Raw genomic sequence first — 15,619 nt, 5'->3', positions numbered from 1 at the left:
ACCGACGTCAGTCGGTAGTGGTTCACTTTCTTCAAATATACCCCGCCGGAGGCACCGCCGCGCCGCAAGGCGCGGCGCCCGGCCCAAAGGGAGCGGCCCGGAGGGTCAGCGACGTGCGGGAGCGTCTCCTTAGAGGTGCGATCCGCCCCTTTGGCGCGCGAGTTCGATTTGTTTCTGCCGCTGGGCAAAGCGTTTCCGGTCTGCATCCGTATGTTCATGGATACAGGTGGCGCAGGAGATCCCTTCGACATAATCGGGATGCTCAAGATCGGCAGGGGCCAGGGGGCGGCGGCAGGCGCGGCATAGGCTGTGCGGGCCTTCGCGGAGCCCATGTTCCACGCTCACCCGTTCGTCAAACACGAAACATGATCCGCGCCAGAGGCTCTGCTCCTCCGGTACGTCTTCGAGATATTTCAGGATCCCGCCCTTGAGGTGGTAGACATCCTCCACCCCTTGTGCGCGCAGCCAGCTGGTGGATTTCTCACACCGGATGCCGCCGGTGCAGAACATGGCGATCTTCTTGTTATGGAACCGGTCCGCGTTCTCGGCCCACCATGCGGGGAAATCGCGAAAGCTGGTGGTTTCGGGGTTCACCGCGCCCTCGAAGGTTCCGATGGCCACCTCGTAATCGTTGCGCGTGTCGATCACCGCGACATCGGGGGAGGCGATCAGGGCGTTCCAATCCTCGGGCGCTACATAGCGCCCGACCGCCGCGCGCGGATCGACCGGGCCCGCGCCCATGGTCACGATTTCGCGCTTCAGCTTCACCTTCATATGGCGAAACGGCATCTCTTGTGCGGTGCTTTCCTTCCACTCCAGATCGGCGCATCCAGGCAGGGCGCGGATCGTGGCGAGTGCCGCATCAATGCCCGCGCGCGTGCCCGCGATCGTCCCGTTGATCCCTTCTTCCGCGACCAGGAGCGAACCTTTCACGCCCGCATCCGCGCAGGCATTTTGCAGCCGTTCCCGCAACGCGGGAAGCGCCTCAAAGGGTGTGAAATGGTAAAGAGCGGCAACGATCATGGTCATGGGCAGGAAATAGGCCCGATCGCCCCGACAGTGCAAGAGGGGCCACCGGCACTAAGCATTGCTTTTTGCCGCGTTTTCTGTATTCCTGACAGGGTTAACGCAGCTACGGGGGTACCTGCGCTAGCCAGTTTGATCTGTGGACCTTGGGGGGTGCTCAAAATGTCGATTGCAAAGATACGAAGCCGATTGCGTCAGTTCCGGCGCGAGACGGAGGCGGTTGTGGCCATCCAAGTGGTCATTTTTGCAGTGCTTTTGTTCACCGCTTCAGGAATGGTCATTGATTTTGGCCGCGCCTATTCCGCTCATTCCCAGATGCAGGGTTATGTCGATAAAGCGGCCCTCGCGGCTGCGGAAGAGCTGGACGGTGGGGCTGATTCCATGACCCGCGCCGCGGCTGCCGCGCGGTCCGTCGCCGCTACTTCCGATTATACCGAGCAGGGCAGCTTCACGTTGAGCGATGTGGTGTTCCTCAGCTCCATTCCGCGCCTGTCTGACGGAATGATTGATCTGGAGGCCGCTTTGTCGCCCGGCGCGCAGGCGCTGGATGGGGCGGCGGCAGAGTATGTGCTGATCGTCGCAGCACCCAGTTCCGTGCGCCTGACGCTTCTGAGCCTCAATGTCGGTGACAATGGCGAGGCCGATGGGCCGACGGCAATCCCGCTGCGGGCCTATGCAGTGGCAAAACTTGAAGAGTCGATCTGCGGGGGGCTCTCCACCTTGGTGATGTGCAACCCGTTTGAGGGCGAAGCGGAAACCTTCGCGGAAAAGATGGCGGAGAAGGCGGGCGCGCAATTCCTGCTGACCGTCGATCTTGATGACCTGAACGAGCCGCGGCTCACCGCGAATGACAGCCGCATCCGTCTGGGCCTGTTGAAGAACCCGCATGATTATGTCGGTGCGGACCCGAACGAAGTGTGCACCGGGGAAGGTCTGGCGCTGTTCCAGCAGGCAGGCTGGGGTGGCCCCACCAGCGGCAATGTCGGGAACGATAAAGATACCGGCAACGCAGGCGAAGATCCGAACGGAACGGGCGATTGGGGCGGAGGCAGCCGTGGGCGCAGTGATGCGGACGGCACGGTGATTGAGTACGTCACTTCCGACTGGACCTTCCCGACCACCGATGCCGAATATGAGCGCCTGCGGGACATGTGCCTTCTGGCGATGATTGACCCCGGTTTGCAGTGCATCAGCGATCAGGTGATGGTCAAAGCGGCCCTGCCGGGCACGATCACGACCGGTGTGAACACCATTTTCGATCTGTGGGACGCGCCGCTTGATCGTGTGCTGCATACCCCCGGTGACGCGAACAGCGCCTTTGCCGCCGATTATGTCGCGGTGCACGGCCTGCTGAACCGCCAGCAGTTCAAAGACTATATCGAGACCGTGCAATTGGTGGATGAGGAGATCATCCTACAGGACATTGAGTTCCTGATCGAGGACATCGCCTTTTTTCAGCAACAGGCCGATGAGGCCACGGATGACGCATCGCGCAACATCTACCTTGAGTGGGTTGCGGCCCTCCAGGAGGAGCTGGAATTCACCCGTGGGCATATCGAGTATATGCGCGGTGTGCTTGCCGCCTATCCCGACAATATCGCCAACCCGGCATCGCGCGTGAACCATTACATGATGGGCGCAGGCAGTGGCTGGGGCCCGATGTATCGCGGGTTCTGCCTTGTCGATCCGGAGAATTGCGATTTCGCACCCTATATCGATGCGCCGGGCGGCGGTGCTGATCCGACGGACGAGTCGCTCGTGCTCTATAACGATCCGATCGCATGGGCGAATGGACGGATGAACCTCACCTCGCTCGGGGCATCGGCAAGCGGGCTGTCCTCGGGCTGGCGTCTTTCGAACCCGTCGAAAAATCAAGTGACGGTGGATACCTATTTCTATGATGCGCCCGAGACGGTGTGGACATGGACCATCCCCGCGCGCAGCCGCCTGAACATTCAGGTGCCGGGGCAAGGCACGATGAAGGCAGAGTTCGTTGGCCAGAACGTGACCAAAACAAAGGCAACCTGCCCGTTCACCCAGTGTAACTACACCGGGATCGCGTCGCCTGTGTTCCAGTTGAACGCACCGACGACATTGGCGAGCTTCCTTGAGTATTTCGCCAGCTACTACACGCCCTACAAAAGCGCGAACCGGATGGACCTCACCAGCGGCACCTCCGCGATTGAGCAGGCCGTGGCAGACGCGCCGACCATGTATGAGGGCTACCGCACGGTGGAGCGGGTGTTCAGCGATCTGTGGGATCCGTCCGCGTCGAACGATCTGCGTCGCGACACGACCTATATCGGGACGGAGCCGGAGCATTACCAGTTCTCCGCAGCGCCGGACACGATCCAGACCACCGAGCGCCGCCGCCAGACCGTCACGCTGGTCAATTGCGGCAGTGCACAGGACATGGTGAGCCTGACGGGTCTGGATGACCCCGCGATGGCGCATACCTATCTGGCGGATGTGGTGGATGTGGTCGATATCTTCCTCACCGAGTCGGTGGTCGTCGATGACTGTATCGAAGGCACCCACGGCGCGGACCCGGAAGGCATCAACCCCTGCTGGAACGAAGATATCAGCCGCGCGCATATCTATGCCGAGTTTATCGGCAGCGCGGGGCAAGCCGATCTGCCAAACACCAAGACGCGAAGTTACGCGGTGCTGGTGAACTGACCGACGCGCCTTACTGAGATAAAAGCCCCCGCCCCGAGCGGGGGTTTTTTGTTTGGGCTGTGGGTATCGCGTGTTACCGTCCTGTCTGACGTGAAGGTCAAAGCGCCATTTCAAAACGACGCTTTCGCCCTCCCGGCCCATTTTCCGCGTAATGATCAGAGTAGGAGTTGGCATGGCCAATCAGAACTATTTGCCCCTTATCGAAATCGAATGGCAGGGCACCAGCGCCGCTGAATATCCCACCTTAGAAGCAGACGTCACACTTGCCGCGAATGTTGCGTTCCGCGCTGTTCGGGCCGCGGGGCAGTCCGCACTCAAGATGATACAGCATCACGGTCCGGACTGGGCCAAGAACATCCCGAAAGCAGAGGCGGATCTGTACCAGCAGTTTTTCGGCCCGGATGATCCGGACAGCTACAATATTGATGTTCAGACAGTCTTTCGTGCCATGGACGCCGCGTTTCATTCGAAATTGATCTTTGTCGCGAACAAGGAACACATGACATCCCACGGGGTCACGATCAAAGGCTTGAGTGGTGACACAACCGGGAAGATCGAGATTTGGGGCGACTTCATGGAAGCCCCTTTAGACGGTGCAGATGAATGCCGCTTTGGCATCATCATCCGGGAGCTTTCGATGAACGTAGCGCCCGAGATTGTCAAGAAACTAGGGGATGGCCGTAAACTTTCTGACGTTTTGAAAGTGTCCGCCAGCAATCCGAGGGCCGCGCGTGCGCTTGGCGTGACCTACCAATATTATTGTGAGAAGGGCGTTCATGATGACGTCTTCCCGTTCATGGTGCGCACTCAATCGAGCAGCGGATATACCTCAGGAGACCCAGACCAACTGTCAAAGACGGGTCAGGGATCCTCGAATTTCGCCTGTGCGCCGAACACGTCAAAGGTGAGTGGCGCGCCAAAACGATCAGATGCGCGACATTGGGTACATTCGAACGCCATCGACCCCAAATCGGGCTGGTTGCCTGAAAACGGGCGCTCGCGGTGGATATCTATCCCACCAAGCCCGTCCAAAGATGACGCGGCGAAGGATGCGAGCGGAGACCGGAATGATCAGCGCCTTGTCGTTTCGCATATCGGTGTCAGTAAATGGCACGATAATACCCTCCTGCCCGTGAAGATGCGGATCGCAACGACGGACGGGGCTGAACTGTGTTTCCTGACCGATGAGACGGAGCCAAATGGTCGCCCCATCTACAAGACAATCGCAACAATCGACCATGGCACGCCGGGTAAGTGGCAGGAGATTGATCTGACGGATGCCACAGGGGTGCAAGCTGGATCGAACACTTTGCACATCTTCTTTGATCACGGCACGTCTGACGCGGCACTGCGGCTTGAGGTGGAATACACGGACTGACGATACTTGCGCCACCCTGACCGGGGTGGTGCAGGCTTGACTCTGGGGAGGGTTTTCCGTAACGCCTCCCATAACTCTCCGGAAGTACCTATATACTTCCGGTCCCGCCCGATCATGGGGGGATCGCCACCGGCCAGCGCGTTGCGCCCGTCGGTGCCGATTTGCATTGTTTTAGGCTCGTCCCGGGAGGGCGCGAAATGTTTGAGAACCTGTCAGACCGCTTAGGCGGCGTCTTCGATAAGCTCACCAAACAGGGTGCGCTGAATGAGGCGGATGTCGCCACCGCGATGCGCGAAGTGCGCACGGCCCTTCTGGAAGCGGATGTTTCGCTCACCGTCGCGCGCGATTTCGTGGATGCGGTGAAGGAAAAAGCGACTGGTCAGGCCGTCACCAAATCCGTCACCCCCGGTCAACAGGTCGTCAAGATCGTCCATGACGAGTTGATCAAGGTGCTGGCGGGCGATGACGCCCATGCCGGCGCGTTGAAGATCGACAGCCCGCCCGCGCCGATCCTGATGGTCGGCCTGCAAGGCTCGGGTAAAACGACGACGACCGCGAAGCTTGCCAAACGCCTGAAGGAGCGTGAGGGCAAGCGTGTGCTCATGGCCTCCCTCGATACCCAGCGCCCGGCAGCGATGGAGCAATTGGGCATTCTGGGGATGCAGATCGGCGTTGACACGCTGCCGATCATCCCGGGCCAGACGGCGGTGCAGATCGCCAAGCGCGCGAAACAACAAGCAACGCTCGCGGGCTATGACGTCTACATGCTCGACACCGCCGGGCGTCTCTCGATTGATGAGACGCTGATGGCGGAGGTTGAGGCGGTTCGCAATGAAACGAAACCGCATGAAACCATCCTCGTGGTCGATGGCCTGACAGGTCAGGATGCGGTCAACACGGCGGAGAATTTCAACGCCCGCGTCGGCATCTCTGGCGTGGTGCTGACCCGGATGGATGGCGACGGGCGCGGGGGGGCGGCTCTGTCGATGCGGGCTGTGACCGGCAAGCCGATCAAATTCGTGGGCCTTGGCGAAAAGATGGACGCGCTAGAGGAATTCCACCCGGAGCGTGTCGCGGGCCGGATCCTCGGCATGGGGGACATCGTGTCCCTCGTCGAGAAAGCGCAGGAAGAGATCGAGGCGAAAGAAGCCGAGCGCATGATGAAGCGCTTCAAGGCGGGCCGCTTCGACATGAACGATCTGCGCAACCAACTTGAACAGATGATGAAGATGGGCGGTATGCAGGGCATCATGGGGATGCTGCCGGGCATGGGCAAAATGCAAAAGCAGATGGACGCGGCGGGCCTTGATGACAAGGTGTTGAAGCGGCAGGTGGCGCTCATCCAATCCATGACGAAAGAGGAACGGCGCAAGCCCGAGCTTCTGCAAGCGTCCCGCAAAAAGCGGATCGCGAAAGGCGCGGGCATGGACGTGTCCGACCTCAACAAACTTCTGAAAATGCACCGCCAGATGGCCGACGCGATGAAGAAGATGGGAAAGATGGGCAAAAAGGGCCTGATGCGCGGCGGTTTGGGCGCGCTGATGGGCAAGGGCGGCGGCATGACCCCACCGGGTGGGATGCCGGGCGGTGCCATGCCGGGCGCAGGGGCCGCAAACCCCAACCTGACCGATTTCGCACGGACCCAACTGCCCTCGAACCTGTCGGGTATGGGTAAGAAGAAGTGATGATCCCGACGCTCCATACCGATCGGCTGATCCTGCGCGCGCCTGAGGCGCGGGATTTTGAGGTGTTTGCGGCTTTCTATGGCTCTGACCGGTCGTCCTTTGTCGGTGGCCCGCTTACCCGGTCTGCTGCGTGGCGGATGTTGGCGATGGAAGCTGGGCACTGGCAGATCGCGGGATTTGGCCGCTGGATTTTGGAAGCGCAAGACAGCGGTGAAACCGTGGGCCTGGTCGGTATGTTCGCGCCCGAAGGCTGGCCGGAGCGGGAGATCGGCTGGGACCTCTTTGGCCATCACACCGGCAAGGGCTATGCGACCGAAGCGGCACTTGCCGCGCGCGGCTATGCCTATGACACGATGGGCTGGGACACCGCGATCAGTCTGATCGCGCCTGCGAACACCGCATCCATGGCCGTCGCCAGCCGACTTGGCGCGGTCTATGAGCGTGACTATCAGCACGAAACCCATGGCCTGCTACAGCTTTGGCGGCACCCGGCGCCAGCGCAGCTTGCAACTGATACAAACCACCGGAGGACCGCATGACCGATACCGCCGCCCGCGCGCAGGCCATCCTGCTTGAGCAGCGCGACAGCATCGACAATCTGGACGCGATCCTCGTCTATACGCTCGCCGAACGGTTCAAGCGCACGCAGGCCGTGGGCAAGCTCAAGGCCGAGCATGATCTTCCGCCCTCTGATCCGGACCGCGAAGCGCGCCAGATCGAGCGGCTCAATACCCTTTGCGCGGATGCGGGGCTGGACCCCGAATTTGCCAAGAAATTCCTGAATTTCATCATTCAGGAAGTCATACGTCACCACGAACAATTCCAGAAATAACGCAGACACCTAAGGAGAATACAAATGGCAGTCAGCATTCGTCTCGCCCGTGGCGGGTCCAAAAAGCGCCCCTTCTACCGCATCGTTGCAGCGGACACCCGCATGCCGCGCGATGGCCGCTTCATCGAGAAGCTCGGCACCTACAACCCGCTGCTGGCGAAAGATAACGAGCAGCGCGTGGTGATGAATGTCGAGCGCATTCAGCACTGGCTGTCCGAGGGCGCCCAGCCGACCGACCGCGTGTCCCGCTTCCTTGAGGCCGCTGGTGTGGTCGAAAAGAAAGAGCGCGCGAACCTGAAAAAGGCCGTGCCGGGCGACAAGGCCAAAGCACGCGCCGAAGAGAAAGCCGCGAAAGCCGCCGCTGCCGCAGAGGCCGCAGCAGCACCGGCAGAAGACGCGTCCGAGGAATAATCGGGCGACCGGTCCCGCGCAGGCGTGCGGGGCCGCAATTTTGAGCCGCGGAGAAGTGACATGGGCGAAAAACAGGTTTGTGTCGGCGCAATCGCAGGCTCATTCGGTGTGCGCGGGGAGGTGCGGCTGAAAAGCTTTTGCACCGACCCGCAGGCCATCGCCGATTATGGCCCACTGACCACGGAGGACGGCAAGACCGCTTTCGAGGTGAAGATCACCCGGCCGATCAAGGGCGGCTATGCCGCGCGGTTGACCGGGATCACCACCAAGGAAGAGGCCGATGGCTGGCGCGGAACCAGCCTGTTCGCCCCCCGCGCGCGGCTGCCGCATCTCAGCGATGAGGAATACTACCACGCCGATCTGATCGGGCTTGAAGTGTTCGATCCGGGTGGCGTCAGCCTTGGCCGGGTGCGCGCGGTGCACGATCACGGCGCGGGTGATTTTCTGGAGGTGACGGGCAAGGGCGCGGAGCTGTTGATCCCGTTTACCATGGCCGCGGTGCCGATGGTCGATATTGCCGCGGGCCGGATCGTTGCCGATCCGCCTGAGGCAAGTGATGAGTGATAAGCCGTTCAAATCCCATGGTCGCCTGTCCATCGCCGCGCGGGCCACGCCATCAAGCCTGATGGACGAAGCGCCCCACGTGAAAGGCGCTTTTTCGGCGCGAGTGGTCACGCTTTATCCTGAGATGTTCCCCGGCACGCTGGACTATTCCCTGATCGGAAAGGCCCGGCAGGAGGGGCTTTGGCATCTGGATGTCACCGATATGCGGAGCTTCGGGCAGGGCAAACATCGCACCGTCGATGACACACCCACGGGCGGCGGGGCCGGAATGGTGCTGAAACCCGATGTGGTGGCCGCCGCGATTTCGGCTGCACAGGCCGGGGCAGGGCCGGATCATCCGATCATCTACCTTTCGCCGCGCGGCGTGCCGTTTTCACAAAAACTCGCCTCCCGATTGGCACAGGCCGATGGCATGACGCTGTTATGCGGGCGGTTTGAGGGCGTGGATCAGCGGGTGATCGACCGGTTCGGCATGATCGAAGTCTCCCTTGGGGATTTTGTGATGACCGGGGGAGAGATCGCGGCACAGGCCTTGATTGATGCCACCGTGCGGCTTATACCGCGCGTGCTTGGGAATGCCGCATCTGCGGAGGACGAGTCGTTCTCCAACGGATTGCTGGAATACCCGCAATATACACGGCCCAATGACTGGGACGGGCGCGCGGTGCCGGAGGTTCTCCTCTCTGGTCATCACGGGCGGATCGCCGCATGGCGAGCGGACCAGTCAGAACGGCTCACTAAGGAACGTCGTCCCGATCTGTGGCGGGCGTATGCGGCTCAGGCCGATACGGACCCGACCGGAGACCAGCAGCTCTCGGACGCGCAAACATTCGCCGCAAAAGGCGATCAGAAGGACGACTGACATGAACATGATCGAACAGCTTGAAGCTGAACAGATTGCCGAACTAGGCAAGGACATCCCCGATTTTGCAGCAGGCGACACCGTGCGCGTTGGCTACAAAGTGACGGAAGGCACGCGGACCCGTGTGCAGAACTATGAAGGCGTGTGCATCGCGCGCAACAACGGCAAGGGCATCGCAGGCTCTTTCACCGTTCGTAAGATTTCCTTCGGTGAAGGCGTGGAGCGTGTGTTCCCGCTGCATTCCCCGAACATCGACAGCATCACCGTTGTGCGCCGTGGTAAGGTGCGCCGCGCGAAGCTCTACTACCTGCGTTCGCGTCGCGGTAAGTCCGCGCGTATCGCGGAAAAGACAAACTACCGCCCGAAGAAAGATTGATCCACTTCGGCAATTCGCGTTTTATCAGCGGGCATCCTCAATGGAGGGTGCCCGTTTTTAGTTAGCCACAAGAGGGCGCTGTGGGGGCGGCGCGCGTTGGGGGCCAAGGCACCAATGATCGCATTCCTGTCCAGAACGCTCATGATCTTTCCCGTCGTGTTTCTGCGCGCATTGCCGATTTATGCGCTGGCGGGCGTGTATTTCTGGCTCGGCTTTTCGGTCAATGACGATCTGTTCCTGCGCTGGCTCTTGGGTTTTTTGTGCCTGTTTCCCGGCCTTCCCCTCATGACGCTAATGGTCAGTCGCGGTGCGTTGATGCAATTGCGTGTGACCGAGCCGACCGCACTGGATCGGATTATCCGGGGGGCGCTGCGGCTTGGCGCGTTTCAGGGGCTGATTTGGCTCCTGCTGTCCCTTGTCCTGATGGCGCCGATGGGATTGGCCATCCATTACACAATCGGGTTTCCGAAGGTCACCGATGTTGCCTTCACGTTAGAGGCGATTACGGAGGTGCTGGTGCTGGGCCAGACGGAGCGGTTGGATCCGCGCTATGGCCTTCTCTTTGTCCTGTTTGCGGTGCCCACCTCGATTGCGGGCAGTTTCGTTGCGATCGCGATGGCCGGGACCGCCGCGACCGTGGTGCGCCGCCCGCCATTGATTGATGCCATTTGGGGCGTTGGGCGGCGTGTTGGGTCGCTGTTGCTGCTGCTGTTGCCGGGGGCAGTGATCTTCTTCGGGCTGGGGGCATTACTGGTGTTGGGCGGCATCATCCCATTGGTGGCCGACCTGACGCGCTCTCAGGTCATCGGCGTGCTGTCGCCTGCGCTGATCGCGATGGCATTGTGGCTGCCCCTCCTCGCGTCAGCGGGGGCCGTGGGCTATGATATTTGCCGCAAATACGATGATGCGGAAAAGGCCGCCCGGCTGAGCGCCGGGTTGCGCGCCATGCCTGAGCCGGAGGATATTCGCAGCCTGCGGGCCGCCCGGCAGAAATCCAATGGCAAGCAGCCATAATTGGTCAAAACGGCTTGCTCCGCCGGGCAATCCGGGCTATTTGCCCCCATCCACAACCCTGCGGGGCGACGGGGCGCGGGCCGATGAGCCTCCCTCCGCTTCAGTCTCGCGATAAAGGACCAGACACATGCGTGAGAACATTCATCCCGATTATCACTTCATCGAAGTGAAACTGACCGACGGCTCCACCTATATCACTCGTTCCACCTATGGTGCTGACGGGCAGACGCTGAGCCTCGATATCGACCCGTCCGCACACCCGGCATGGAATGGCGGCTCCGCGCGCCTGATGGATACCGGTGGCCGCGTGTCCAAGTTCAAGAAGAAGTACGAAGGCCTCGGCTTCTGATCTTTCGCCCCTCAAAAGGGCATTGTATGACAGACGGCGCGCCCCATCCGGGTGCGCCGTTTTGCTTTGCAGCCGAAGGGGGCGCGTGTGGCGCATATCATCGTTTTGGGGAATGAAAAGGGCGGGTCGGGTAAATCCACCAGCTCGATGCACATCTTTGCCGCCCTCGCGCGATCGGGTCACAAGGTCGGCGTCATCGACCTTGATCTGCGCCAGCAGAGTTTCTTTCGGTATCTGGAGAACCGGGAGCGGTTCGTGGCGCGCAAAGGGATCAGCCTGCCGATGCCAGTGCGCGCACATCTGGCCTATTCCACCCAAGACAGCGTCGCCGCCGCGAAAGCGGAAGAAGAGGAGCGCTTTACCCAGGCACTCGATACGCTGGAGCGGGAGTGTTCCTTCATCCTGATCGACTGTCCGGGGGCGCATACGCGCTATGCCCAGATGGCCCATTCGGCAGCGGACACGCTGATCACGCCGATGAATGACAGCCTGATTGATTTCGATCTGCTCGCGCGATTGGACCCGGACACGGGCAAGGTGCTTGGCCCCTCGATCTATTCGGAGATGGTTTGGAACGCGCGTCAGTTGCGGGCAAGTGCCGGGTTAAAGGCAGTGGATTGGGTGGTGCTGCGCAACCGGATTTCCACCCTCAACGCGCGCAACAAACGGCGCGTGGGCAGCGCGCTCACGGAATTGAGCAAGCGGATCGGGTTCCGCGTCATCCCCGGTTTCGGGGAGCGGGTGATCTTTCGGGAGATGTTCCTGTCGGGGCTGACGCTGCTGGACCTCAAGGATACCGGGGAGGCGAGCCTCAACCTGTCCAATATCGCGGCCCGGCAGGAAGTGCGCGATGTGATCAAGGCGCTGAACCTGCCGGACGTGACGATTAAGTTCTAGTTTTCAGGGGCGACGAGGCGGCAGATGCGATCCTGCGATTGCAGGGCCGCGCAGGCGGTGACGGCCTGCATCTCCGACAGCCCGACATAGCGGGCCTCATAAAGGGACATGCCGCGCAGCTCTGCCGGAGTGACCTCCTGCAAACCATCGCTCAGCGGTGGGAGCATCGTCATGGCGACCTCCCGCAGCACCCGTTCTGCAGTGCGCTGTTCGCGGTAGGCCCCGAGTTGCACCGCCCAGCCCCCATTGATCCGGCGCGGTGCCGGGCGGGAGGACGCGATCGGAGCGACCGAGCTGCCGGTGCTGACCGGCTCTTGCGATGCATTCGCTGTGGAGACAAAAGCTGATCCGACAAGGTTCGCGGCGGAGGCAATCTGCGTCACCGGCTCCACCCCGCCGCGTGGCATCGGGCGGAAGGACGCGGCGATGGCACCGGTTTCCTGCATCTGCGGGCGGACAAGGGCAACGCGGCTCGGCGCGCGCTCAAACCCAAGATCAAGCAATTCCACCATCCGGCGATAGCGCGCATCCGAAGACCGCCCACCAAAAATCACCGCGATCACCCGCTCATTTCCCCGCTCGGCGGAGGCGGCAAGGTTATAGCCCGCGGCATTGGTAAAGCCCGTCTTGATGCCATCCGCACCCCGGTAGGAATTCAGCAGCCGACGATTGGTGTTGCGCACCGTGCGCACGCCGGCGTAGCGGCTGGTCGCGCCGAACAGGTTATAATACTGCGGAAAATCATAGATCAGGTGCCGCGACAGGGTCGCCATGTCCCGTGCAGTGGACATATGCCCCCGCTGGGTCAGGCCATGCGCATTGCGGAACGTGGTCGAGGTCATGCCCATGGCGCGGGCTGTTTCGGTCATCCGGCGGGCAAAAGCGGCCTCTGACCCGGAAATCGCCTCTCCGATGGCGGTGGCGGCGTCATTCCCGGATTTGAGCGCAGCGGCGCGCAGCAGATAGCGCAGCGATATCCGCTGGCCCGAGCGCAGGCCAAGCCGCGAGGGTGGTTCACTGGCCGCATTGCGGGAAACGCGCACCGTGTCATCCAGCCCAATCTCCCCTTTGGTGATTGCGTCGAACGCGACATAGAGCGTCATCATCTTGGTCAGGGATGCCGGGTGAAGCACGCGATCCGCGCTGCGAGAGCGCAAGACTTCTCCATTTCGAGCGTCGATCACGATCTCTGCATAGGGGGCGGACAGGGCCGGGCTGGCCAGCCCGCCAAGGGTTAATGCGGCGGCGACCACAAATGCCAATACTCTTTTCATCGGAAGCTCCGATCTGCTGCTCAACTGCCTCTCGTCGCCATCTGTTATCGACAGCTTACGATTAATCTTCAGTTAATAGCATATCATATTGAAAAACAAGTGAGAACAGGGAATGCACTTGATTCAGCGGGTCGTCCACATGTAGTGGTTTCCACCAATCACACCACAAGGCCGCGACATTTTGTGCGCCGCACAAAAAAATCTTGACGCGCTGCACCATTTTTCCTATATCTACTCCATCGAAGCCGGATCGGGCTTCCCTATCGACCTATGGAGTTATTGATATGGCTACGAAAACTGCAAAAGACGCAGCTGCACAAATCGAAACGATGACCGCAGACGCACAGAAGACCATGAACGAAACCATGACCAAAGTGACGAAGTCCTTTGAAGAGATGACCGCATTCGGTCAGGACAACATGGACGCGATGGTCAAGTCCTCTGAAATCGCTGCGAAAGCAGCCGAAGGCTTCACCTCCGAGCTGTCCTCCTTCTCCAAGAAGTCCTTTGAGGAAAGCGTTGCCGCAGCCAAAGACATGGCAGCAGCCAAGAACGTGACCGAGCTTTTCGAAAAGCAGTCCGCTTTCTTCACCGCCTCCATGGACGGCTTCATGAAGCAGGCAGCGAAGTTCAACGAAATGTCCGTGTCCGCGTCCAAGGACGTTTTCGAGCCGATCACCGCGCGCGCAACCGCCGCGACCGATCTGGTCAAGGGCATCTCCGCTTAATCTGCGGATAAAACCCGGAATTTTGGAAAGGGGGCCTCGGCCCCCTTTTCTGCGCTGGGTGGTGCGATATATACTCTTGGACGTGGAATAACAGGCGCACCCCAATCCCCATGATGAAGACGTTTCAAGAATTCAAGATGTCCGATGAGGATGACGGAATCGGGCCGGGTGGCCCGGATGTCGATCTCGCGACCAAGGTGAAGCCCAAAACGGCCAAACCGCCGCTCTATAAAGTGTTGCTGCTCAACGACGATTACACGCCGATGGAGTTCGTTGTGCATGTGTTGCAGCGATTCTTTGGCATTGATCATTCGGGTGCCGTAGAGGTCATGCTGACCGTGCACCGCAAGGGTGTTGCGGTTGTGGGCGTGTTCAGCCATGAGATCGCGGAAACGAAAGTGACGCAGGTGATGGATTACGCGCAGCGCAACCAGCACCCGTTGCAATGCACCATGGAAAAGGAGTGAGGCGCGCCCCGCGCCCACCGTATTTATGACAGATAGCATCCGCCTTGCCCGCGCCGTCGCAGATGGTGCGCTCCCTGCCGTTGACGGTCCCATTCTGGTTCTGCGCCCAACGGAGCCTGCGATCCTGCGCAGCGTGGACGCGGATCTGGTGTGCTGGCAGCCCTTTCGCCCCGCCTATGATCAGCTTGGCCAGTTCGGCGCGACGCTGGTGGAGGAGATCACAGGCCATTATCCCGCCGCGATCATTTGCGCGACCCGCAGCCGGGCCGAAACGCTCGGCCTGATCGCGCAGGCGTGGGACGTGGTGGCGGAGGACGGCTGGATTGCCCTCACCGGACAAAAGACCGACGGAATCGACGCCACGATCAAGCGATTGCGCGGCGTTCTGGCCGTGGGCGAAGTGATCGCGAAAGGGCACGGAAAACTCGCGCTGATCCTGCGGGAGGGCGCGCGCCCGGACCCGCTTGATACATGGCGTGCTGATGCCTCGGCGCGGGAAGTGGCGCCGGGCTACCAGACGGCGGCAGGTGTGTTCAGTGCGGATGGCATTGACGCAGGCTCCCGCGTTCTGGCGGCGGGGGTGACACCGCTACTCAAGGGGCGGGTGGCTGATCTGGGGGCTGGCTGGGGCTGGCTGTCTGGCGAGGCGTTAAAGGCGCAGGAGGCGATCACCCAGATCGACCTCTATGAGGCGGATCGCATCGCGCTGGATTTGGCGCGGGGCAATGTCACCGATCCGCGCGCTGGGTTTCATTGGGCCGATGTGACCACCTTGCCAAAGCCGAGCCTGCGCTATGACGCGGTGATCGCGAACCCGCCGTTCCACACCTCGCGCGAGGGGGATCCGGGGCTGGGGCAGGCATTCGTCGCGGCCTCCGCCCGATTGTTGGCCCCCGGCGGCACGGCCTATATCGTAGCGAACCGGCATCTTCCCTATGAGCAGGCGTTCAACGCCAATTTCAGTTGGTGGGAAGAGATGGAGGGCAGCCCACAATTCAAGCTGTTCCGCGCCCGCCGCCCCAAATCCGACCGCAAGCGCGGCTAATCCCGCTATTCCCAAGCCTTCGATTTCCGGCC

General features: G+C 61.0%; 17 protein-coding genes. 15 read left to right on the top strand and 2 right to left on the bottom strand.

The features are described from left to right. Nucleotides 1–129: 129 nt before the first annotated feature. On the bottom strand, nt 130–1,029 hold the full coding sequence (gene trhO, locus FHS89_RS15810; RefSeq protein WP_246413985.1) for an oxygen-dependent tRNA uridine(34) hydroxylase TrhO: 900 nt from the start codon (nt 1,027–1,029) through the stop codon (nt 130–132). 159 nt (nt 1,030–1,188) lie between these two features. Here trhO and FHS89_RS15805 point away from each other — a divergent pair, with 159 nt between their 5' ends. From FHS89_RS15805 to FHS89_RS15750, 12 genes are all read left to right on the top strand, one after another. Then, nucleotides 1,189–3,705 carry a TadE/TadG family type IV pilus assembly protein gene (locus tag FHS89_RS15805; RefSeq protein ID WP_184013100.1) on the top strand — a complete coding sequence of 839 codons (2,517 nt, stop codon included), beginning with the start codon at nt 1,189–1,191 and terminating at the stop codon, nt 3,703–3,705. A gap of 172 nt (nt 3,706–3,877) precedes the next feature. After that, nucleotides 3,878–5,083 (top strand): hypothetical protein, encoded by a 1,206-nt coding sequence (locus tag FHS89_RS15800; protein WP_184013099.1) that lies wholly within the window; start codon nt 3,878–3,880, stop codon nt 5,081–5,083. A gap of 197 nt (nt 5,084–5,280) precedes the next feature. After that, the gene (ffh, locus tag FHS89_RS15795; RefSeq protein ID WP_184013098.1) at nt 5,281–6,768 is read left to right on the top strand and encodes a signal recognition particle protein; all 1,488 of its coding nucleotides are present in this window, start codon (nt 5,281–5,283) and stop codon (nt 6,766–6,768) included. Further along, the gene (locus FHS89_RS15790) at nt 6,768–7,307 is read left to right on the top strand and encodes a GNAT family N-acetyltransferase (RefSeq protein ID WP_184013097.1); all 540 of its coding nucleotides are present in this window, start codon (nt 6,768–6,770) and stop codon (nt 7,305–7,307) included. Before ffh ends, FHS89_RS15790 begins: the two co-directional genes overlap by 1 nt. Next, complete coding sequence (locus tag FHS89_RS15785) at nt 7,304–7,600, top strand: chorismate mutase (protein WP_184013096.1); 297 nt, start codon at nt 7,304–7,306, stop codon at nt 7,598–7,600. The genes FHS89_RS15790 and FHS89_RS15785 overlap by 4 nt, the downstream gene beginning before the upstream one ends. 24 nt (nt 7,601–7,624) lie before the next feature. Further along, nucleotides 7,625–8,011 carry a 30S ribosomal protein S16 gene (gene rpsP / locus FHS89_RS15780; protein WP_184013095.1) on the top strand — a complete coding sequence of 129 codons (387 nt, stop codon included), beginning with the start codon at nt 7,625–7,627 and terminating at the stop codon, nt 8,009–8,011. A gap of 60 nt (nt 8,012–8,071) precedes the next feature. Next, a complete protein-coding gene (gene rimM, locus FHS89_RS15775) occupies nt 8,072–8,575 on the top strand; it encodes a ribosome maturation factor RimM (protein WP_184013094.1) in 504 nt (167 codons plus the stop codon). Then, nucleotides 8,568–9,437, top strand: coding sequence for a tRNA (guanosine(37)-N1)-methyltransferase TrmD (gene trmD / locus FHS89_RS15770; protein WP_184013093.1), 870 nt, complete (start codon nt 8,568–8,570; stop codon nt 9,435–9,437). Before rimM ends, trmD begins: the two co-directional genes overlap by 8 nt. Nucleotide 9,438: 1 nt before the next feature. Next, entirely contained in the window at nt 9,439–9,813 is a 375-nt protein-coding gene (rplS, locus tag FHS89_RS15765) for a 50S ribosomal protein L19 (protein ID WP_184013092.1), read from the top strand. A gap of 141 nt (nt 9,814–9,954) precedes the next feature. Continuing rightward, nucleotides 9,955–10,827, top strand: a complete 873-nt coding sequence (locus tag FHS89_RS15760) for a hypothetical protein (protein WP_184013091.1) — start codon at nt 9,955–9,957, stop codon at nt 10,825–10,827. A gap of 127 nt (nt 10,828–10,954) precedes the next feature. Beyond that, nucleotides 10,955–11,176, top strand: coding sequence for a 50S ribosomal protein L31 (gene rpmE / locus FHS89_RS15755; protein ID WP_184013090.1), 222 nt, complete (start codon nt 10,955–10,957; stop codon nt 11,174–11,176). 87 nt (nt 11,177–11,263) lie between these two features. Further along, nucleotides 11,264–12,073: a division plane positioning ATPase MipZ gene (locus FHS89_RS15750; protein ID WP_184013089.1), complete on the top strand. Its 810-nt coding sequence runs from the start codon at nt 11,264–11,266 to the stop codon at nt 12,071–12,073. On the opposite strand, the gene FHS89_RS15745 is transcribed toward FHS89_RS15750, so the two are convergent. Next, nucleotides 12,070–13,347, bottom strand: coding sequence for a D-alanyl-D-alanine carboxypeptidase family protein (locus tag FHS89_RS15745; RefSeq protein ID WP_184013088.1), 1,278 nt, complete (start codon nt 13,345–13,347; stop codon nt 12,070–12,072). The two genes, FHS89_RS15750 and FHS89_RS15745, sit on opposite strands and share 4 nt — an antisense overlap. Before the next feature lie 329 nt (nt 13,348–13,676). Between FHS89_RS15745 and FHS89_RS15740 the strand changes: the two genes are divergently transcribed. The 3 genes from FHS89_RS15740 (at nt 13,677) to FHS89_RS15730 (ending at nt 15,587) form a co-directional block, all read left to right on the top strand. After that, nucleotides 13,677–14,075, top strand: a complete 399-nt coding sequence (locus tag FHS89_RS15740) for a phasin family protein (protein ID WP_184013087.1) — start codon at nt 13,677–13,679, stop codon at nt 14,073–14,075. 137 nt (nt 14,076–14,212) lie between these two features. Further along, a complete protein-coding gene (gene clpS / locus FHS89_RS15735; RefSeq protein ID WP_184013101.1) occupies nt 14,213–14,542 on the top strand; it encodes an ATP-dependent Clp protease adapter ClpS in 330 nt (109 codons plus the stop codon). Nucleotides 14,543–14,567: 25 nt separating this feature from the next. Further along, entirely contained in the window at nt 14,568–15,587 is a 1,020-nt protein-coding gene (locus FHS89_RS15730; protein ID WP_184013086.1) for a class I SAM-dependent methyltransferase, read from the top strand. Nucleotides 15,588–15,619: the final 32 nt, after the last annotated feature.

Origin of the sequence: Rubricella aquisinus (genome assembly GCF_014199445.1) — a bacterium.
Taxonomy (GTDB): domain Bacteria; phylum Pseudomonadota; class Alphaproteobacteria; order Rhodobacterales; family Rhodobacteraceae; genus Rubricella; species Rubricella aquisinus.
The sequence above is the reverse complement of the archived record's forward strand: the minus strand, read 5'-3'. Positions and strand labels throughout refer to the sequence as shown.